This window comes from Sphingobium sp. SCG-1, from assembly GCF_002953135.1.
Lineage (GTDB): Bacteria > Pseudomonadota > Alphaproteobacteria > Sphingomonadales > Sphingomonadaceae > Sphingobium.
The window spans coordinates 252,864-271,043 of sequence record NZ_CP026372.1; the positions used below are offsets into that span (position 1 = coordinate 252,864).

Annotated in this window: 21 protein-coding genes and 1 tRNA gene; 12 read left to right on the forward strand and 10 right to left on the reverse strand. The window is 59.0% G+C overall.

What is annotated here, in order from left to right; translation table 11 throughout:
- Positions 1-36 precede the first annotated feature (36 nt).
- The 6 genes from rfbC (at position 37) to C1T17_RS01195 (ending at position 4,284) form a co-directional block, all read left to right on the forward strand.
- On the forward strand, positions 37-600 hold the full coding sequence (gene rfbC / locus C1T17_RS01170) for a dTDP-4-dehydrorhamnose 3,5-epimerase (protein ID WP_104951831.1): 564 nt from the start codon (positions 37-39) through the stop codon (positions 598-600).
- 3 nt (positions 601-603) lie between these two features.
- A complete protein-coding gene (rfbB, locus tag C1T17_RS01175; protein ID WP_104951832.1) occupies positions 604-1,674 on the forward strand; it encodes a dTDP-glucose 4,6-dehydratase in 1,071 nt (356 codons plus the stop codon).
- Entirely contained in the window at positions 1,671-2,546 is an 876-nt protein-coding gene (rfbD, locus tag C1T17_RS01180; protein ID WP_104951833.1) for a dTDP-4-dehydrorhamnose reductase, read from the forward strand. Before rfbB ends, rfbD begins: the two co-directional genes overlap by 4 nt.
- Before the next feature lie 40 nt (positions 2,547-2,586).
- A complete protein-coding gene (gene rfbA, locus C1T17_RS01185) occupies positions 2,587-3,456 on the forward strand; it encodes a glucose-1-phosphate thymidylyltransferase RfbA (RefSeq protein ID WP_104951834.1) in 870 nt (289 codons plus the stop codon).
- A gap of 262 nt (positions 3,457-3,718) precedes the next feature.
- Entirely contained in the window at positions 3,719-3,916 is a 198-nt protein-coding gene (locus tag C1T17_RS01190) for a type II toxin-antitoxin system VapB family antitoxin (protein WP_104951835.1), read from the forward strand.
- Positions 3,913-4,284, forward strand: coding sequence for a type II toxin-antitoxin system VapC family toxin (locus C1T17_RS01195; RefSeq protein ID WP_104951836.1), 372 nt, complete (start codon positions 3,913-3,915; stop codon positions 4,282-4,284). Before C1T17_RS01190 ends, C1T17_RS01195 begins: the two co-directional genes overlap by 4 nt.
- 155 nt (positions 4,285-4,439) lie before the next feature.
- Here C1T17_RS01195 and C1T17_RS01200 read toward each other — a convergent pair whose 3' ends face one another.
- Both C1T17_RS01200 and C1T17_RS01205 read right to left on the reverse strand, forming a co-directional pair.
- A complete protein-coding gene (locus C1T17_RS01200; RefSeq protein WP_223262733.1) occupies positions 4,440-5,630 on the reverse strand; it encodes a tyrosine-type recombinase/integrase in 1,191 nt (396 codons plus the stop codon).
- Positions 5,631-5,807: 177 nt separating this feature from the next.
- Positions 5,808-5,898 (reverse strand) — tRNA-Ser (locus C1T17_RS01205).
- Between the two features lie 108 nt (positions 5,899-6,006).
- Here C1T17_RS01205 and C1T17_RS01210 point away from each other — a divergent pair.
- The 4 genes from C1T17_RS01210 to C1T17_RS01225 all read left to right on the forward strand — a co-directional run bounded on the left by C1T17_RS01210 (position 6,007) and on the right by C1T17_RS01225 (position 8,597).
- Complete coding sequence (locus C1T17_RS01210) at positions 6,007-6,906, forward strand: peptidylprolyl isomerase (protein WP_104954928.1); 900 nt, start codon at positions 6,007-6,009, stop codon at positions 6,904-6,906.
- 101 nt (positions 6,907-7,007) lie between these two features.
- Entirely contained in the window at positions 7,008-8,123 is a 1,116-nt protein-coding gene (ald, locus tag C1T17_RS01215) for an alanine dehydrogenase (RefSeq protein WP_104951837.1), read from the forward strand.
- A 68-nt stretch (positions 8,124-8,191) separates the two neighbouring features.
- Positions 8,192-8,377: a DUF1328 domain-containing protein gene (locus C1T17_RS01220; protein WP_104951838.1), complete on the forward strand. Its 186-nt coding sequence runs from the start codon at positions 8,192-8,194 to the stop codon at positions 8,375-8,377.
- A 4-nt stretch (positions 8,378-8,381) separates the two neighbouring features.
- Positions 8,382-8,597 (forward strand): DUF5818 domain-containing protein, encoded by a 216-nt coding sequence (locus tag C1T17_RS01225; RefSeq protein WP_104951839.1) that lies wholly within the window; start codon positions 8,382-8,384, stop codon positions 8,595-8,597.
- A gap of 3 nt (positions 8,598-8,600) precedes the next feature.
- Here the strand turns inward: C1T17_RS01225 and C1T17_RS01230 are convergent, their stop codons facing one another.
- The 4 genes from C1T17_RS01230 to C1T17_RS01245 form a co-directional block, all read right to left on the reverse strand.
- On the reverse strand, positions 8,601-8,831 hold the full coding sequence (locus C1T17_RS01230; protein ID WP_104954929.1) for a hypothetical protein: 231 nt from the start codon (positions 8,829-8,831) through the stop codon (positions 8,601-8,603).
- 58 nt (positions 8,832-8,889) lie between these two features.
- Entirely contained in the window at positions 8,890-9,954 is a 1,065-nt protein-coding gene (locus C1T17_RS01235) for a DNA topoisomerase IB (protein ID WP_223262734.1), read from the reverse strand.
- 184 nt (positions 9,955-10,138) lie between these two features.
- The gene (locus C1T17_RS01240) at positions 10,139-10,387 is read right to left on the reverse strand and encodes a hypothetical protein (RefSeq protein WP_104951840.1); all 249 of its coding nucleotides are present in this window, start codon (positions 10,385-10,387) and stop codon (positions 10,139-10,141) included.
- Positions 10,388-10,602: 215 nt separating this feature from the next.
- Complete coding sequence (locus C1T17_RS01245) at positions 10,603-11,439, reverse strand: TIGR00266 family protein (RefSeq protein ID WP_104951841.1); 837 nt, start codon at positions 11,437-11,439, stop codon at positions 10,603-10,605.
- Between the two features lie 185 nt (positions 11,440-11,624).
- On the opposite strand from C1T17_RS01245, the gene C1T17_RS01250 reads away from it, so the two are divergent.
- On the forward strand, positions 11,625-13,850 hold the full coding sequence (locus C1T17_RS01250) for a fused MFS/spermidine synthase (protein ID WP_104951842.1): 2,226 nt from the start codon (positions 11,625-11,627) through the stop codon (positions 13,848-13,850).
- 27 nt (positions 13,851-13,877) lie between these two features.
- Here C1T17_RS01250 and C1T17_RS01255 read toward each other — a convergent pair whose 3' ends face one another.
- From C1T17_RS01255 to C1T17_RS21135, 3 genes are all read right to left on the reverse strand, one after another.
- Positions 13,878-14,639: an SDR family NAD(P)-dependent oxidoreductase gene (locus C1T17_RS01255; RefSeq protein WP_104951843.1), complete on the reverse strand. Its 762-nt coding sequence runs from the start codon at positions 14,637-14,639 to the stop codon at positions 13,878-13,880.
- Positions 14,640-14,656: 17 nt separating this feature from the next.
- Positions 14,657-15,838: an acetyl-CoA C-acyltransferase gene (locus C1T17_RS01260; RefSeq protein WP_104951844.1), complete on the reverse strand. Its 1,182-nt coding sequence runs from the start codon at positions 15,836-15,838 to the stop codon at positions 14,657-14,659.
- 210 nt (positions 15,839-16,048) lie between these two features.
- Positions 16,049-16,273, reverse strand: a complete 225-nt coding sequence (locus C1T17_RS21135; protein ID WP_189338447.1) for a hypothetical protein — start codon at positions 16,271-16,273, stop codon at positions 16,049-16,051.
- Positions 16,274-16,391: 118 nt separating this feature from the next.
- On the opposite strand from C1T17_RS21135, the gene C1T17_RS01270 reads away from it, so the two are divergent.
- Complete coding sequence (locus tag C1T17_RS01270; RefSeq protein ID WP_223262735.1) at positions 16,392-17,087, forward strand: RBBP9/YdeN family alpha/beta hydrolase; 696 nt, start codon at positions 16,392-16,394, stop codon at positions 17,085-17,087.
- 29 nt (positions 17,088-17,116) lie between these two features.
- Here C1T17_RS01270 and epsC read toward each other — a convergent pair whose 3' ends face one another.
- Positions 17,117-18,085, reverse strand: a complete 969-nt coding sequence (epsC, locus tag C1T17_RS01275) for a serine O-acetyltransferase EpsC (RefSeq protein WP_104951847.1) — start codon at positions 18,083-18,085, stop codon at positions 17,117-17,119.
- Positions 18,086-18,180 lie beyond the last annotated feature (95 nt).

The following is an 18,180-nucleotide window of genomic DNA, read 5'->3' on the forward strand; positions in this document are numbered from 1 at the left end:
CTAGGCCGACGAGCAAATTTCTATTAGGGGACGCGAATGGAAATTCACGGCTTTGATATCACGGGCGTAAAGCTGTTGACACCTCGCCACATCGGCGATGATCGAGGATATTTCGCGGAAACGTTCCGTGCCGATCGCTTTGCTCAGCATTGCGGCCAACACGCCTTTGTCCAGGACAACGAGTCAATGAGTGGCAAGGCAGGCACGGTTCGGGGTCTGCATTTCCAAAGTGACCCGCATGCTCAAGGCAAATTGGTGCGTTGCACTGCAGGCGCGCTGTTCGACGTCGCTGTAGATATTCGGCTTGGTTCGCCCACCTATGGACAGTGGATCGCCCAAACACTTACGCCCGCGAACGGCAAGCAACTTTGGATTCCACCTGGCTTTGCGCATGGTTTCTGCTCACTCGAACCCAACACGGTTATCTGCTATAAGGTGACCGACTATTACAGCGCGGATTGCGACAAGGGTGTAGCGTGGAACGATCCAGCTATTGGCGTAACGTGGCCGGACATTGCTGATCCCGAAACCCTTTCAGGCAAGGACCGCAGGCAACCGCTTCTTTCTGAACTTCCCACATACTTTGCCTGGAGCCAATAGCATATGCGCGTGATTGTTACCGGCGGTGCTGGCTTTATCGGTTCGGCCTTAGTCCGCCATTTGGTCCTTGAAAAAGGCTACGAAGTTCTGACGGTCGACGCTCTGACCTACGCCGGTTGCGAAGCGTCGCTACGGGCAGTGGACGGCAAGGCCAATCACTGCTTCCTCAAAGCGAACATCTGCGACCGTGCTGCCATGGACGAGGCGATTGCTGCGTTTCGCCCGGATCGCATCATGCATCTTGCGGCAGAGAGCCATGTCGATCGTTCGATTACCGGCGCGGCGGACTTCATCCAGACCAATGTGGTCGGCACCTTCACCCTGTTGGAAGCAGCCCGCTGCTATTGGAACGGACTGGAAGCGGGAGCGAAAGACAGCTTCCGCTTCCTCCATGTGTCCACCGATGAGGTCTATGGCTCTCTCGGCGACACCGGACTATTCGAAGAAGTCACGCCCTATGATCCCAGTTCTCCCTATTCGGCTTCCAAGGCTGCGTCCGATCATCTCGCAAAGGCGTGGCACCGAACCTACGGGCTGCCGGTGGTCGTTTCGAACTGCTCGAACAATTATGGACCTTATCACTTTCCGGAAAAGTTGATCCCGCTCACCATTCTCAACGCGCTTGGCGGACACGCCCTTCCGGTTTATGGAAAGGGCGAGAACGTCCGCGATTGGCTCTATGTCGACGATCACGCGCGCGCACTTGACCTTATTATCGAGCGTGGGCGGCCCGGCGAGACCTATAATGTGGGTGGACGCAACGAACGTCGTAATATCGACGTCGTGCGCCGGATTTGTGCGGTTCTTGATAAGCTGGTTCCAACTGAAGCACCGCGCGAAACCCTAATCGATTATGTAACTGACCGTCCTGGCCATGATGCGCGCTACGCAATCGACGCGACAAAGCTGGAGTCCGAACTGGGCTGGCGTGCCCAGGAAACGTTCGAGAGCGGCATAGAGAAAACGGTTCACTGGTATCTCGAGAACGAATGGTGGTGGCGTCCCCTGCGTGAGCGTTACGACGGCCAGCGACTGGGTCTGGCAAGCGCAACGAGTGCCGGAATTGCTGCATGAGAATTGCCGTTACCGGACGGTCAGGGCAGATCGTCAGCGGCCTAGTGGAACGCGGCGGTCTTGCAGGTCATGATGTAATCGCAATTGGCAGGCCTGAGTTGGACCTTATGGACCCAGCTTCAATAGCCCGCGCATTGGCGATTGCCGCACCCGACGTGGTAGTCTCGGCGGCAGCGTACACGGCTGTAGACAAGGCGGAGAGCGAACCTGATCTGGCGCATGCGATCAACGGCCGGGGTGCCGGCGCGGTGGCAGAGGCTGCACGCGCGCTCGGCGTACCGCTGGTCCATATCTCGACCGACTATGTCTTCGACGGCACGCTTGATCGCCCTTATCTTGAGGCTGACCGGACTGGGCCGACCGGTGTTTATGGCGCTTCAAAGCTGGCGGGCGAACAGGCTGTGTTGGTAGCCCATGGCGACAACAGTGCAATCCTGCGCGTGGCATGGGTGTACAGCCCCTTTGGCGCAAACTTCGTCAAGACCATGCTGCGGCTCGCGGCTGACCGGGACGAAGTCTCCGTGGTCGGCGATCAGGTGGGCAATCCCACCAGTGCGCTCGACATAGCTGACGGCATAATGCGCGTCGCCATCAATCTTGTTAGTAGCCCGGACCCAGCTTTGCGTGGCATATTCCATATGACTGCTAGCGGGGAAGCGTCATGGGCGGATTTTGCCGAAGCCGTCTTCGCCACGTCGGCGGCGCAGGGCGGGCCACATGCCAAAGTGCGCGGGGTTGCCACGGCGGAATATCCGACATTGGCCCGTCGTCCCGCGAATTCGCGCCTTGATTGCGCGCTGATTGCGGACGCTCACGGCATCATATTACCTGATTGGCATCAATCGCTGAAAACAGCGATCGCCCGCCTATAACTTTCGACGCGTTGACCCGCTTCTCTAAAGGAACGAACATATGAAAGGCATCATCCTTGCCGGCGGCAGCGGTACTCGCCTCTATCCGATGACGCTGGCGACCTCCAAGCAACTCATGTCGGTCTATGACAAGCCGATGATCTATTATCCTCTCAGCACCCTGATGCTGGCAGGCATTCGTGAAGTGCTGATCATCTCGACACCGCGAGACCTCCCGGCGTTTCGGGAATTGCTAGGCGACGGGTCGCAATGGGGTATGACCTTCGAATATGCCGAACAGCCGAGCCCAGATGGACTGGCGCAGGCGTACATAATCGGAGCCGACTTCGTGGCGGGTCACCGGTCTGCCTTGGTACTGGGCGACAATATCTTCTATGGCCATGGCCTGCCCGAGTTGCTGGAAAGCGCGTCGTCCCGAAAAACTGGCGCAAGCGTATTTGCCTATCATGTCCAAGACCCCGAACGTTACGGCGTGGTCAGTTTTGACGCGTCCATGAAGGCGATGTCGATCGAGGAAAAGCCGACACTGCCGCAATCCAATTGGGCAGTGACGGGACTGTACTTCTACGATGAGCAAGTCGTCGATATTGCTGCCAATCTGAAGCCCTCCGCACGCGGAGAGTTGGAGATTACGGACGTCAACCGCGCCTATCTAGAACGTGGGCAGCTTAAGGTAGAGATCATGGGACGCGGATATGCGTGGCTGGACACCGGTACGCCGGACAGCATGCTGGATGCGGCTGAGTTCGTCCGGATCCTGGAAAAGCGACAGGGCTTCAAAATTGCTAGCCCTGAGGAAATTGCATTTCGGAATGGCTTTATCAATTCGGCGGAGTTGGAGCACGCAATTAGAAAGCTCGGCAAATCAGATTATGGACGATATCTGGCTGGGATATTGTCAGCGACCTAGTTCTCATAATCTCCTTGGCCGCGGCTGATTAACACGGCGGACGCAGAGAGAGCTGGCACGCGACCTTCGCAGCATCGCCGCACATGTATCGGTAAAACTATGCAGCAGTGCTGTGCAATTGCCTAGAAATTGCACAACCCGCGTGCTGCATAGTCGAAGTTGAGCTTAAGATGTGGTTTGTCAATTGTAGGCGCTTTAATCTTTAGCACTAGGAAGGGCATCGTTTGATGCTATATTACATGCCTAGCAGCGAGGATATCTTATGCGTACCACGATCGCTCTCGATGATGAACTTGTTACAAAAGCGCAGGCTTTTACCGGCCTTACTGAAAAGTCTTCGCTGGTTCGAGAGGCGCTTAAGGCGCTGATCGAGCGTGAGAGTGCTTCACGCCTCGCCCGCCTTGGCGGTACTGAGCCCGATATTGGTGATGCGCCTCGGCGCCGTACCGACCCTAAGTGATATTGGTCGACAGCTCTGTTTGGATCGACCATCTTCGCAAAGATGATCCTGCCCTCAGCAAGCTTCTCCATAAGCGTCAGGTTCTCACTCACCCGTTCGTAATCGGTGAGTTGGCATTAGGTAGTATACGTCAACGGGATATCGTTTTGGATGCGTTGCGAGGATTGCCCAAGGCGCTGGTCGCCAACGATAAGGAAGTGCATGGCTTTATCGACCAGCACAGCCTGTTTGGGATAGGCATAGGTTATATTGATGCCCATTTGTTGGCAGGAACGCTGTTGTCGGTCGGCGCAAGGCTTTGGACTCGCGACAAGCAATTGCGCAATGCAGCTTTGCGCCTGGGTCTGGATGCTGCCCAGGACCATTGAATGGATTCTATTTCCATTAGTTAGTTTCATTGGTTCGAAAAAAGACCCCCATGCAGAAGATGCACTATTAATCCGGGGATCTTGCGCTTTTGAGGCAAGTACGTCGGCAACAAGATGCGCCTGATTGCTCACGCTACGATCAGTCGGCGCTGGCTTCAAGTCGGGTCACTTTCTTGTTTGCCACAATAACTGGCCCAAGCCTTCATAATTTCTCGTCTCTTTTCCAGTGCAGTACCCCGGCGATATGCCCGCTCGGTCTTGGACGTTACGGTATGGGCAAGAGCCGTCTCAACATCCTCTCGAGAAAAGGCAGTCGTCTCGCCGGCCCAGTCCCGGAATGTTGACCGGAACCCGTGGACGGTGATGCCATCATGCCCCATTCGGCGCAGCAACATGCTCATCGCCATGTTGGAGAGGGGCTTGCCGTGGTTTCCAACAAAGACCTTCGCATTCGCGTGCGGGTGGCTCGGCCGAAGATCCTCCAGTATTCGAAGAGAAGCTAAGCTGAGCGGCACTTGATGTATTCTGGCTGCCTTCATGCGTTCTGCTGGCAACGTCCAGATCGCCACATCCAAGTCAATTTCTCCCCACGTCATGCCGAGCGTCTCGCCGGATCGAGCCGCTGTAAGGATCGTTAATTCCAATGCGCGTGCGGCCGATGCCGGACGTTCGGCCAGCTCTTTCATGAACTCGCTGATCTTACCAAATGGCAGGGCTGCATGGTGCGCTGGGCCAATTTGCGGCTTTCTGGGTAACAACAGCTCAAGATGCCCTTTCCAACGTGCAGGATTCTCTCCCGTTCGAAGCCCCTTGGCTTTTGCGGCGTCCAAGACACGTTCGATTCGGCCGCGCACTCGCGAGGCGGTTTCTGGCAACGCCAGCCAGATCGGCTGCAAGACTTTCAATACAGCCGCTGCGTCGATCTGATCTATTGGCTGGCCCCTTAACTGGGCAGCGTGAGTCTGTAATGTCGAGCGCCATTGCTTACGATGTTTTTCGTTCCGGAAGCCGTCTTCGATGTTATCAAGCAGCGCGTCCGCGAACTCCCCGAACGTCTGCGTCGGGCGTTCTGCCGCTCTTGCGCGCTCCTTTTCGACCACAGGATCAATTCCAGCCCGAAAAGAGTGACGTAACTCTCGTGCCATTTCGCGCGCTTGCGCCAGTGAAACATCCCGCACGGAACCCAGCCCGATTTCCCGTCTACGCCTATTCAGCATCCCGATGTAGAGCCAGGATTTGGTGCCCGTGTCCCTCACACGCATGTAAAGTCCATCACCATCGGAATGCACACCGGGCCGCGATTCCGCCTGAACCGATTTTACAGAAAGCCGCCTGTAGAGCCTCACGTCAATCTCCCGCTGCGCTGGCTTCCACAAATTTAGTCATAAAACCGGTCATAAATCAAGGCGCGGTTTGGCACGAATAATGGCGGACAGGCGCAACCTGAGGAATCGTGAAAACCCAGCAAACGCGGGGTTTCTCATGTCCGTAGCCGTTCATAGCGATCCATGAAAAAGGCAAAATGGCGGAGCGGGAGGGATTCGAACCCTCGATACGCTTTTGACGTATACTCACTTTCCAGGCGAGCGCCTTCGACCACTCGGCCACCGCTCCGCATTGCACTGGAAGGTGCGCTCCCTATCGCGGGTGGGGCGTGTAGGCAAGGGGTGTGGTGTTTTGGCATGGCTTTACTTTGGCAGCGCCTTGACGTTTATCTTCGCCATGCGCTTTTCCCTTCGCTCCGCATTCCAAATCCTGCTTGTCAGCCTCGCTGCGCCTGCCCTGGCGCAATCGCCCGCAAAGGAGGTGACGCCTGCTTCCGTTATCGCCGATGCGCCCGCCGCAGCCTGGAAAGCCATTCCCCCTGCCGACCTTCTCGTGATGACACTTGCGGGGGGCAGGGGCGTCGTCATTCAGCTCGCACCGCTGTTTTCGCAAGGACATGTCGGAAATATGCGGGTGCTGGCTCTGGCGCATTGGTGGGACGGCACAAGCGTCTATCGCGTTCAGGATAACTATGTCGCGCAATGGGGCGACCGGTCGGAGAAGAAGCCCCTGCCGCAAGGGATGAAAGGGCCGCTGCCCCAAGATTACAGCATATCCTATAACGGTGCGCGGAAGATGACCCAGCTGCCGGGGCGAGACAGCTACGCACCGGTGGCGGGGTTTATCGACGGCTGGCCCGTGGCGAGCGATCGCAGGCAGGCCTGGCTGACCCATTGCTATGGTTCAGTAGGCATCGGGCGCAACGGACCGCCCGATGCGGGGACGGGCGCCGAGTTATATGCCGTGATCGGCCATGCTCCGCGGCAGCTTGATCGCAACATCGCCGTTGTAGGGCGCGTGATCGACGGCATCGCTCATCTCTCCAGCCTTCCGCGCGGCACGGCGGAGATCGGCATGTACGGACCACAACAGGAAGCCACGCCGATCCTTTCCGTACGGCTTGCCAGCGACATGCCGGAAACGGAGCGGCCGAAATTCGAAGTCATGGACACGGGCTCCAAAAGCTTCGCCGACTATATGCATGTTCGGGCGAACCGGAAGGATGACTTCTATATACTTCCGGCGGGGGGCGTAGACATTTGCAATGTGCCGGTGCCAATCCGGACTGTGAACTAGAGGCATGAATCGCGGAATCCGCTTTTCAAATGTTGGAAATTATCTTATCAAATCGGGTAACATAATTACGGCGCTCTGATGCGCCTGTTCAGGAGCCTGGGATGATTGTCGGCACCGTCAAGGAAATCAAGAACCACGAATATCGCGTCGGCCTGACGCCCGAAAGCGTGCATGAACTGGCCTCGCATGGCCACGAGGTGCTGGTCGAGACGAATGCGGGGATCGGCATCGGTGCGAGCGACGTGGCCTATGAAAAGGCCGGTGCGCAGATCATCGCGACCGCCGCTGAAATCTTCGCGCGTGCCGAGATGATCGTGAAGGTAAAGGAACCGCAGCCAGGCGAACGTGCGATGCTGCGCCCCGGTCAGATCCTCTACACCTATCTCCATCTCGCTCCGGACCCGGAGCAGACGCACGATCTGGTGAAGAGTGGCGCGGTGTGCATCGCCTATGAGACTGTGACTGATGCCAGCGGCGGCTTGCCCTTGCTGAAGCCCATGAGTCAGGTTGCAGGCCGCATGTCGATCCAGGCGGGGGCGACGGCGCTGGAAAAGGCCCATGGCGGCCGCGGCGTTTTGCTGGGCGGCGTGCCGGGCGTGTTGCCTGCCAAAGTCGCGGTGATCGGCGGTGGGGTGGTCGGCTTCAACGCAGCGCAGATGGCGGCGGGGCTTGGCGCGGACGTTACCATATTGGACCGCAGCCCCGAAGTGCTTGAGAAGCTAGGCATGTATTTCGAGGCGCGGGCGAAGACGCGCTTCTCCAACCGCGCCAATTTGGCAGAACTGGTGGCGGAGGCGGATCTGGTGATCGGCGCAGTGCTGATCCCTGGCGCAGCCGCGCCCAAGCTGGTCACGGCCGACATGCTCAAAACGATGAAGCCGGGCGCGGTGCTGGTGGATGTCGCCATCGATCAGGGCGGCTGCTTCGAAACGAGCCACGCGACGACGCATGCAGAGCCGACCTATATCGTTGACGGCATCGTCCATTATTGCGTCGCGAACATGCCGGGCGCAGTGGCGCGCACCAGCACTTATGCGTTGAACAACGTTACTTTACCCCATGCGCTGCGCATTGCGGAACTCGGCTGGAAGGGAGCTTTGCGGCGCGACAAGCACTTGCTCGCAGGCCTTAACGTGTGGGACGGCAAGGTGACGTATGAAGCCGTCGCGCAGGATCTGGGCCTGCCCTACACCCCGGCGGCGGATGCGGTCGCATAGCCAAGCTTTCACAGGAACTTTGCAGGCGTTTCGCGGATTGAGGTGACAGGCATCTTGAAAGGCCCGTCATGCTCAAACTCGCCATCATCTCTCTCGTCATTGCCGCCGTTTTAGGCTTGCTTGGCTTCGGCGGCGCGGCTGGCACATTCGTCGGGATCGCGAAGATCCTGTTCTTCATCGCCATAGCGGTGTTTGTGCTGTTCCTGATCCTTGGCCTGCTGGCTGGTAAGGGCATCAAGGACGCGATAGACTGACCGGATGACTGAAGCTGCCCGATCGTCACCTGATGTCATCACCGAAACCGGGCGGCTGATCCGTGACGAAGGCGGGTTCCTCCTTCAACGTGATCGCGGCGGCCAGTGGCGGCTGATTCTCCACCGTGTGCCTGTGGATCTGGTGGAGAAACATGTGCGGGTGCAGGGCGTCTTGGCTGCCGACAACGTGCTGGAGGCAGATGGCGTCGCAGCCGCTTAGCATCTAACGCGCGGTGATGATGGGATAGCGCTCCCGCAGCCTGTCGGCGACGCGTTCGATCTCCGTCAAGTCTCGCAAATTTCCCGATGGTGTGACGGTCCAGTTGCAATGTGGATGCGTGTCCGTGCCATATACTTTGACTTCGCCCAGCGTGAGCCGCCAGTGTCGGCGATTGCTCCCCGCCTCCCGCAGCAAAGTGGTGATGAAGATTTCGTGGAGATCGGCCGCCGTCATGGCCGGGCCTCTATCATTACCGCGCGCGAAGGACACAGGGCAACCTTGCCGTTCGTAATCATGCGGCGGCGGCCGCTTCCTCCCGCACATGACGGCGCAGGAATTTAAGCACGGCGATCTCCCCCGGATCGAGCGCGTCCCCCTCTTCCTTTTCAGTGGCAGGAATTCGGATGTCCAACTTACCGTCCATATAGCTGTCCATAACGGCAGGGTGGATGTAGCAGGCGCGGCACACCGAGCGCGTATTGCCGAGGCGGGTGGCCACACGGTCGATAGCGGCAACCAATTGACGCTTGGCGGCCGTGGTGCTGGTGGAGGGCGGACAGGCCGCAAGTTCCAGCGCGGCCGTCACGGTGCCGTGCCATGTCCGGAAATCCTTGGCCGTTATTTCCGCGCCGCTGATCTCCTTAAGGTAGGCGTTGACATCGCCGGAGGTGACTTCGCGCGGCTCACCGTCATCGTCAACATACTGGAAGAGATGCTGGCCCGGCAGTTCCTGTATCGCCTTCATCAGCCGAGCGACGCGGCGGTCGCGGATCGTGATGTCCCAAGGCTTGCCGCTCTTGCCCTTGAAGCGCAGCCGCAGCTTCGATCCTTCCACGGCGATGTGGCGGTTTCGCAACGTCGTCAGGCCATAGCTGCTGTTCTGTTTGGCGTAGTCGATGTTGCCGACACGAACCATCGATATGTCGAGCAGGTGGACGACCGTCGCGAGCACCTTTTCGCGCGGAAGGCCGCGCCGCGCCATATCGCTACGCACGGTCTCCCGTATCTTAGGGAGTGCGCGCGCGAATTCGATCACATGCCCATATTTGCTGCGATCCCGTTCCGCCCGGAAATCGGCATGATAGCGATACTGCTTGCGGCCTTTGGCATCGCGTCCGGTCGCTTGCAGATGGCCGTTGGCGAGCGGGCAAATCCACACGTCGGCATAGGCAGGCGGTATAGCCAGCGCCCGTATGCGCGCCAGCGTCGCCTTGTCCTTCACAGGCTTGCCGTCCGGATCACGATAGGAAAAGCCAGTGCCCGAACGGCGTCGGGTGATGCCCGGCATGTCATCGCCGACGAATACGAGTTCCGGCTCCGCCTCTGTCTGTACGGTGATGGGTGCGGGGTCTTTCACGCTTCCTGTGACCTGTTCATAGGAAAGCGATACGCGCGTGCGCGATACAAGGTTCCCGTTTCCCCGGTGCTTCACCGGCACGGCTGCGGCTCAACATCGGCAGGAAGCCAGTCCTCGACCGAAGGAATAACTTCCTGTGCGCGATGGATGATCCGCGTTACCGCCTTGAGGCTCGATGCGCACTTTAGCGTTGAACGAGCTGGACAGCAGGTTTGCGAGTAATCGTCAGGCCAGCATCTGCCCATTCTTCCTTGGTGCGGCACTCGGTATGGGGAATATGGGAATCTTCGCGGGCTTCCTTGAAGCAGTAGGTGTTCGTCTTCTGGTTGAAACTGACCGTTGCACGCCCGAAAGTGCCCTGCGGCTTTGCGAAGGCGGGGCTGGCTACCGTCATGGAGGCGGCTGCGATTGCGATAATGGCGATGGCTTTCATGATGATTGTTCCCTGAACTGATGTGTATGCGATCCTATTTGGATCGTGCTTTCATCATTGCAGGAGGCGTGCCAGTTTTTGAAAATCAAGGAAATCGAGCGCTTTGACACACAGGAACATCAAAACTGAAAGAAATTTATCCTACTGATTAGCGATTTTTCCGCTTCTATAGGAATATTACCAGAGACATTTGCGACTGAATCCAACGACCGGTCCTAGTCGTTACCGCCGATCAGGTCTCCAAGCCCACCGAGCACCGATCCTTCTCCACGATTCTGTCCGCCCCTGCTCCCAGCAGCAGCCAGCATACGGCCGGCAAGGCGTGAGAAGGGCAGCGACTGTATCCACACTTTTCCCGGCCCAGTCAGGCGCGCGAAGAAGAGGCCTTCGCCGCCAAACAGTACGCTCCGTACGCCCCCCGCCCGCTCCAGATCGAAATCGACCGTATCGGTGTAGGCGGCAAGGCACCCGGTATCGACATGCAACTGCTCGCCCGCCGCCAATTCGCGTTCGACCACGGTGCCGCCCATCTGGACGAACACCCAACCATCGCCTTCCAGCTTCTGCATGATGAAGCCTTCGCCACCGAATAGGCCGGTCATGATACGCTGCTGGAAGTGAATCCCAATCGACACGCCTTTGGCGGCGGCAAGGAAACTATCCTTCTGGCAGATCAGCCGACCGCCCAGATCGTCCAGCCGCAGCGCCAGGATCGCACCCGGTGTGGGCGAAGCGAAGGCGACTCGTGCCTTGCCGGTGCCATTGTGCGTGAACACTGTCGTGAATAGGCTCTCGCCAGTCACCAGCCGCCTGCCTGCGCCAAGCAGCTTGCCCATGAAACCCGCGTCACTTCCGCCGCTTCCGTCGCCGAACACGGTCGTCATGCCGACGTTGGCATCCTTCCACACCAGCGCGCCGGCTTCGGCAACAGCGCTTTCGCCCGGATCCAGTTCGATCTCCAGAAATTGAAGTTCCTGCCCCTTGATCTCAAATTCGATGTCGTCCGCGACACCGGCTTTACGATGGTGCTGCCAGGGGCTGGGCGTAGGCATCTTCACATCCTCTTTGACGCATGTTCAGGTCAGGCGTCAAAATGGCAAGCTTCGATCATAATGCAAGGTGATGCAGGCTGATCCGTGCAGCTTGGGAGCAACTAGCGAAAGGCCTTACGTTCTGATAGCCGCAGGCAAAATCGGTGCGGCGTCGGCGCCCGCTCGCAGGAAGGTCACAGAAAGCTATGTCGTCGACTGCCAGTCCGGCCGAAAGTGTAGCACCATCCCGCACCCGGATCGTCGTAACGATTTGCACCGGGTCGTTCCTGCTCTTCCTCGTTCAGCCGATGGTCGCGCGCATGGCGTTGCCGCGCGTCGGTGGTGCGCCGTCCGTCTGGAACTCCGCGATGCTGGTCTATCAGGCGTTGTTGCTCGCGGGCTATGCCTATGCGCATCTGCTAGGACGCGCCAAGCCGCGCGTGCAGGGGATGATCCATACAGCGCTCTTTGCACTGGCGGCGCTGACCTTGCCGATCGCGCTGATAAACGGCGACCCTCCCGCCGGAACCGACCCGGTGCTGTGGGTTCCATGGTTGTTGATCGTGTCGATCGGACCGTTGTTCTTCGTCGTCGCGGCTCAGGCGCCACTGATGCAGCGATGGTTCCTGTTGTCGGGCGGCAAAGATCCCTATCCCCTGTACGCCGCATCCAATCTGGGCAGCTTTGGCGGACTGATTGCATATCCGCTACTGGTCGAGCCCTTCATGCCTGTGGCGGAGCAAAGCTGGCTCTGGTCAGGCGGCTATCTGCTGCTGCTGGCTCTGGTCGCCTGGTGCGCCTGGTCGTTGCCACGCGGAGATAGCGGTACTGTATCGCGTCGGCCCACATCGCCTTTGAAAGCAGCACAAGTCGGTCAATGGATCGTCCTGGCCGCGATCCCTTCGGGCCTGATGCTGTCCACCAGCCTGCACATGACGACCGATATCGTCGCGATGCCGCTCCTTTGGGTGTTGCCGCTCGGCATTTACCTGCTCAGCTTCTCGGTTGCCTTTGCGGCGCAGCGATCGCTTGCTAATGCCATTACGACGATCCTGCCGCTGGTCTTGCTGATCGGAGCGACGCCGACCTTTGCCGGCCTCACCGGATTTCCCGTGGTTCTGGCGGTACTCGCGCTGCTGACATTATTCGTCGTCGCGGTGGGACTTCACGCGCACATGTACGACTCACGGCCCGCGCCGGAGCAACTGACTGCCTTCTATCTGGCAATGTCCGCAGGCGGGGTACTCGGCGGCATCTTCTGCGCACTTATCGCACCGGTCGTGTTCGATTGGACCTACGAACATCCGCTGCTGCTGGTAGCGGCAGCGTTCTGTGCAAACCGCAAACCGCTTTTCTCCTGGGCGGCCGAAGCGTGGAGTGGACGCCATCGCCACATCATCGCGGCTGTTCTCCTCATCGTCGGTCTGTTTCTATCGACGATCGCAGAAGGGGTTATTTTGCCTGCACTGAAATCCGACGCCATCAAGGCTGGCGTGATAGTGCTGCTGTTCGCAATGGCCCTGGCGGCGATCGGCAACAGGCTGCTCTTCGCCGGGTTGCTCGCCTATATCATGCTGTGCCTTGGCGGCTGGAACAAGCTGGCGCTAAGTGCATCGGACGGCGCTCTCACTCGAAGCTATTTCGGCGTATATCAAGTACGCAACAACGGACCGGATGTACGCGTACTGGTGCACGGCACGACATTGCACGGCATACAGAACCTTAAGCCGGGGACGGAAACTCAGCCGACCAGCTATTATGCGCCGCTGTCCGGTGTAGGTCTCGCCATGCGTGCCGCGCCGCGCCTGTATGGACCACATGCGCGGATTGGCGTCGTAGGTCTCGGCACGGGCACGCTTGGCTGCTATCGTCAGCCCGGCCAGTCATGGCGCTTCTATGAAATCGACCCGGTGATGATCCACATCGCCAGGGACTCAGGCTCTTTCAGCTTCCTCACACGCTGTCAGCCTCATCCCGATATAGCCTTGGGCGACGCGCGGATCATGCTGGCCCGGGAAAACGGCGCAAAGTTCGATCTGCTTGCGATCGATGCGTTCTCATCGGATTCCGTGCCCATGCACCTCCTGACGCGGGAAGCCTTCGCCACCTACGCGCGGCGGCTTGAACCCCAAGGTCTGCTGCTCGTCCACATATCGAACCGGTATCTCGATCTTGAACCCGTGATCGCCGCGGCCGCGAAGCAGGGAGGATGGGACGCGCGGATGCGTTATTATCGCCCGGCGCTAAAGGATGCTTCGCGCCATTATTCGGCCTCGCTGTGGATTGCGATGTCGCGGGACAAGGAAGCACTTGCCCGGCTCACAGAAATATCCGGCGAAGACCTTTGGCAGGACCCCACCGCCAGAGCGGGATTCCTGCCATGGACGGACGATTACGGTAGCATCCTGCCGATCATGAAGCTGTGGAAATAGGACGCAGCCGCCCCCACGCGCCCGGTGCTATTTCGGCCCCATGCGGATCGCTCCGTCGAGGCGAATGACATCCCCGTTCAGCATCGGGTTCGTCACGATGCTCTCCACCAGCTTCGCATATTCCTGCGGCTGACCCAAACGACTGGGAAACGGCACTTGCTTGCCGAGCGAATCCTGCGCCTCCTGCGGAAGGCCGGCCATCATCGGCGTCCAGAAAATGCCGGGTGCGATGGTCATCACCCGGATGCCATAACGCGCAAGTTCCCGCGCAACCGGAAGCGCCATGCTCACCACGCCACCCTTGGATGCTGCATAAGCGGCCTGCCCGATCTGTCCCTCGAACGCGGCAACGCTGGCGGTGTTGATGATGACGCCCCGTTCTTCATCAAGCGGATCGGCGTCATGAAGTCGTGCTGCGAATTTCGAAAGCACATTGAACGTGCCCACAAGATTGATCGAGATGACCTTGGCGAAGTCCTGAAGCGGCGCCGCCTTGCCCGCCCTGTCGATCACCTTTGCCGGAGGGGCAATGCCCGCACAATTCACAAGAATCCGTGCTTTCCCATGGGCGCTTTCTGCGTCCGACAGCGCTGCGTCGACGGCTTCCTCGTCAGTGACATCCACCTTTGCGAACCGCCCACCGATCGCAGCGGCGTGCTGCTTGCCCAGTTCGGCATTCATGTCGAAAATGGTGACTTTCGCGCCTAGGGCAGCAAGCCGCTCTGCCGTTGCGCCGCCCAAACCCGAAGCGCCGCCCGTGACGATGGCACCCAATCCTTCGATATTCATTCTTTTTCCTCCGGTGCTTAGTTGAGCTGTATTGCCATGGCGGTTGCCTCGCCGCCGCCGATGCAGAGACTTGCCACGCCGCGCTTCAGTCCACGTGCTTCAAGCGCAGCGATCAGCGTTACGAGGATTCTCGCGCCGCTTGCCCCAATGGGATGGCCCAATGCCGTCGCGCCGCCATTCACATTGAGCTTCTCGGGCGCAATGGCCAGCTCTCGTGCGGCGATCATCGCAACCACTGCAAACGCCTCGTTCACTTCAAAGAGATCGACATCGTCCGTCGACCAGCCTGCCTTCTCCAGCACCTTCTTGATCGCGGGAACAGGCGCAGTCGTGAATTTCGTCGGCTCATGTGCATGAGCGGCCTGCGCTACGACGGTCGCCACGATCGGCAAACCCAATCTCTCAGCGACGCTCTGCCGCGTCATCACGAGCGCTGCCGCGCCGTCGGAGATAGACGATGCATTCGCTGCGGTGATCGTGCCATCCTTGACGAAGGCAGGCTTCAATCCGGGGATCTTATCCGGCTTCGCCTTGCCCGGCTGCTCATCGATCTCCACCAGCGTCGAACCACCGCGTCCTGGGACGGTCACAGCCGCGATTTCCCTGGTAAAGCCGCCGCTGGCAATTGCGGCGTTCGCCCGCTCCAGCGAGCGCACCGCATAGGCATCCTGCTCGTCGCGTGTGAACTGATAGTCGCGCACCGCATCCTCCGCGAACACACCCATGGCCTTGCCTGGTTCATAGGCGTCTTCCAGACCGTCCATCATCATGGTGTCGACGATGCGATCATGGCCAATCCGCGCGCCCGACCGATGCTTTGGCAGGGCATAGGGCGCATTGCTCATGCTCTCCATGCCACCGGCGATCACCACGTCAGCACTGCCCGCAGCCAGCGCGTCATAGGCCATCATCGCAGCCTGCATTCCCGATCCGCACATCTTGTTGACGGTCGTGGCCTCGACGGAATTCGGTAACCCCGCGCCCAGCGCCGCCTGCCGCGCAGGCGCCTGACCCAGTCCGGCCGGCAGAACGCAGCCCATATAGATGCGGTCGATCATTGCCGGGTCTACACCCGCACGGGTAACTGCCGCTTCCACAGCCGTGGAACCCAATTCCGTAGCTTTCAACGTAGACAGTGCGCCTTGAAATCCGCCCATAGGGGTTCTGGCGTAGCTCGCTATTACGATCGGGTCGGTCATGACTGATCCTCTACTTGGATAGTGAAATTGATGCTCGAAAGCGCACAGCCCGATTGTACGCGGAGAACACGGAATGCAACTACCTGAGAGGTGTCTCACGGCTATTCACGCCTTCAAGGCGGGAAAGCTGCGTTCCAGATGCTTGCAGATCGTGCCGAAGGCAGCCGTTTACATATTCTTAACCATGTTTTCCTATTTAAAAGAAACAGGTTACGCCCTCTCGCCGGAGTTGTCCCAGTGGTACATGCGCTTATTTCGCCCAGATTGACGAACGCCTTCCATGCGGCACGTGGCATCGTCCTCATGTCTCTGGCAGTAGCAGGCATCGCCTGCATCGCGGCGGCATTCTATCTTGTTGATGGACGAGCAGCGCGCCAGATTTGGAATGCTGTCGGGGTTCGCCGAGGCCTCGCGGCCTAACTTCATTTCATTCATAAGCTGACGCGCTTTCGCATGTACGGCTATTGCAGCATCATAGACTCTGTTCATCCGGCGTAAAGAAAGCACAGCCCAGCCCCTCCCTATTGTCTACTCTCTTTATAGATATACGTTCATGACGAATATCATGCTGGAAGGAGACTTTATGCCTGCCTCTTCATCGCACGAAACGCCTTTCCGGACATTGACGCTCGCCGGTTCGGAGCAACCTGACGCCGATCACTGGCTTTCGCATTGGGAAAGGGAGCGAGAGGACTGCCATCGCCTCAATCTTGGCGTATGGGACCGGCCCCATCGCAATAGCTGGATCACTGCGATCGACCATGCCGTGCGACAATCGGACCGGCCCGTCATTCTGGTCGCGCGCGGCCTGGCCTGCCTGGCCGTGGCATGGTGGGCCAGCTTCGAAAAACCGGCTTATGGCAAACCGGTCGCCGGGGCACTGCTCGTTGCGCCGCCGAATGTCGATGTTGCAAGTCCGGATTTGCGGCTGATCGGCTTCGGTCCTGCCCCCAAGGCCCTCCTCCCCTTCCCCTCCGCAGTAGTTGCCAGCCGCAACGATCCGCGTATGGATTTCGGCGGCGCCCATGCGCTGGCGGGGTTCTGGGGGAGCCGCTGCTTTGACGGTGGCGCTATCGGTTCGGCAAGCGGAGTCGCCGATCTGGGTGCCTGGGCAGACGGCGCAGCAATACTCGACTGGGTGATTGACGAAGCCGCGCGCGCCGCCGGCAATATACCGCCCCGTGCCGAGGAATTAGCATCCTTGCTGCCCGTTCCCGCCTTACCGTCAACGGCCGATCTTTCGCTCTGAAGCCAACCGCCCTGCCGCGAAGCGCGGCATCACAAAGCTTTTAGCCGGTGTGGTGCGCTCACCACGGCGCGATCCTTGACTTCGTGTACCGTGCTCGCCTGCTGAACGTTGCTGGTGGCCGGTACGCTCTTGGTCAACCATACATTGCCTGCAATGACTGATCCCCTGCCGACGATGATCCTACCCAATACAGTCGCACCGGCGTAGATAACCACGTCATCTTCGATTATGGGGTGCCGAGGCACACCGCGGTCGACAAAGCCCTGCTCATTGAGGAGGATGTTGCGTGCGCCCAAGGTGACGCCCTGATAAAGCCGCACCCGGTTGCCGATTATCGCTGTCTCGCCGATCACCACACCATTGCCGTGATCAATGAAGAAACTATGGCCGATCGTTGCGCCGGGATGAATATCGATCCCCGTGCGGCTATGTGCCACTTCCGATATGATCCGTGCAACTACCGGCACGCCCAGCAGGTAGAGGCTGTGCGCAAGCCGGTGATGAATGATCGCGCTCATGCTGGGATAGCAGATCAGCACCTCATCGACACTGCGCGCCGCAGGATCGGAGGCAAACGCAGCGTCTACGTCCGTATCTAGCAGGGTTCGTAGCGCAGGCAGTCCGGCCGCGAACTTTCCGATGATCTGCCCCGCTTCGGCGTCCACATCTTCGGGCGTGGCCCCTTCACGGGCATAAGCGAGTTCGATCCTTATCTGCCCATACAAGCGACTGAGGACAGTATTGAGGGTTTCCGCGACGAACGCATTCTCATTATGCTGCCGAACGAATTCCGGTCCTAATCTTAGCGGAAAAAGCGCACCACAAAGAGCGTCTATAATTTTCGTCAGATTCGGCCGAGACGGGAAACCAACAGACCCGTATTCCACGTGCCGCCGTTGCGCATTGCGCCAAGACGATCGTGCTGCATCCAGCTCGTCCACGATCGCATCGATATCCCAATAAGCTGTCACGTCACCCTCGTGCGGCGCTCCCGTCAGTGACAGCGCATTTTCTATCTCTTTAATAGAGATATGTTCATGCCCACCAAGATAGGGATTGTTTCCAGCGGATAATCTGCATTTGCTAATGGAGT

What these genes read in the sequence shown, in the direction of transcription:
- C1T17_RS01270 (WP_223262735.1), top strand. Translation starts at nt 16,392, where the DNA reads ATGACGAATATCATGCTGGAAGGAGACTTTATGCCTGCCTCTTCATCG.
- rfbA (WP_104951834.1), top strand. Translation starts at nt 2,587, where the DNA reads ATGAAAGGCATCATCCTTGCCGGCGGCAGCGGTACTCGCCTCTATCCG.
- rfbB (WP_104951832.1), top strand. Translation starts at nt 604, where the DNA reads ATGCGCGTGATTGTTACCGGCGGTGCTGGCTTTATCGGTTCGGCCTTA.
- C1T17_RS01245 (WP_104951841.1), bottom strand. Translation starts at nt 11,439, where the DNA reads ATGCCTACGCCCAGCCCCTGGCAGCACCATCGTAAAGCCGGTGTCGCG.
- C1T17_RS01260 (WP_104951844.1), bottom strand. Translation starts at nt 15,838, where the DNA reads ATGACCGACCCGATCGTAATAGCGAGCTACGCCAGAACCCCTATGGGC.
- C1T17_RS01225 (WP_104951839.1), top strand. Translation starts at nt 8,382, where the DNA reads ATGACTGAAGCTGCCCGATCGTCACCTGATGTCATCACCGAAACCGGG.
- C1T17_RS01240 (WP_104951840.1), bottom strand. Translation starts at nt 10,387, where the DNA reads ATGAAAGCCATCGCCATTATCGCAATCGCAGCCGCCTCCATGACGGTA.
- C1T17_RS01230 (WP_104954929.1), bottom strand. Translation starts at nt 8,831, where the DNA reads ATGACGGCGGCCGATCTCCACGAAATCTTCATCACCACTTTGCTGCGG.
- rfbD (WP_104951833.1), top strand. Translation starts at nt 1,671, where the DNA reads ATGAGAATTGCCGTTACCGGACGGTCAGGGCAGATCGTCAGCGGCCTA.
- ald (WP_104951837.1), top strand. Translation starts at nt 7,008, where the DNA reads ATGATTGTCGGCACCGTCAAGGAAATCAAGAACCACGAATATCGCGTC.
- C1T17_RS21135 (WP_189338447.1), bottom strand. Translation starts at nt 16,273, where the DNA reads ATGAATGAAATGAAGTTAGGCCGCGAGGCCTCGGCGAACCCCGACAGC.
- C1T17_RS01220 (WP_104951838.1), top strand. Translation starts at nt 8,192, where the DNA reads ATGCTCAAACTCGCCATCATCTCTCTCGTCATTGCCGCCGTTTTAGGC.
- C1T17_RS01255 (WP_104951843.1), bottom strand. Translation starts at nt 14,639, where the DNA reads ATGAATATCGAAGGATTGGGTGCCATCGTCACGGGCGGCGCTTCGGGT.
- rfbC (WP_104951831.1), top strand. Translation starts at nt 37, where the DNA reads ATGGAAATTCACGGCTTTGATATCACGGGCGTAAAGCTGTTGACACCT.
- C1T17_RS01190 (WP_104951835.1), top strand. Translation starts at nt 3,719, where the DNA reads ATGCGTACCACGATCGCTCTCGATGATGAACTTGTTACAAAAGCGCAG.
- C1T17_RS01210 (WP_104954928.1), top strand. Translation starts at nt 6,007, where the DNA reads ATGCGCTTTTCCCTTCGCTCCGCATTCCAAATCCTGCTTGTCAGCCTC.
- C1T17_RS01250 (WP_104951842.1), top strand. Translation starts at nt 11,625, where the DNA reads ATGTCGTCGACTGCCAGTCCGGCCGAAAGTGTAGCACCATCCCGCACC.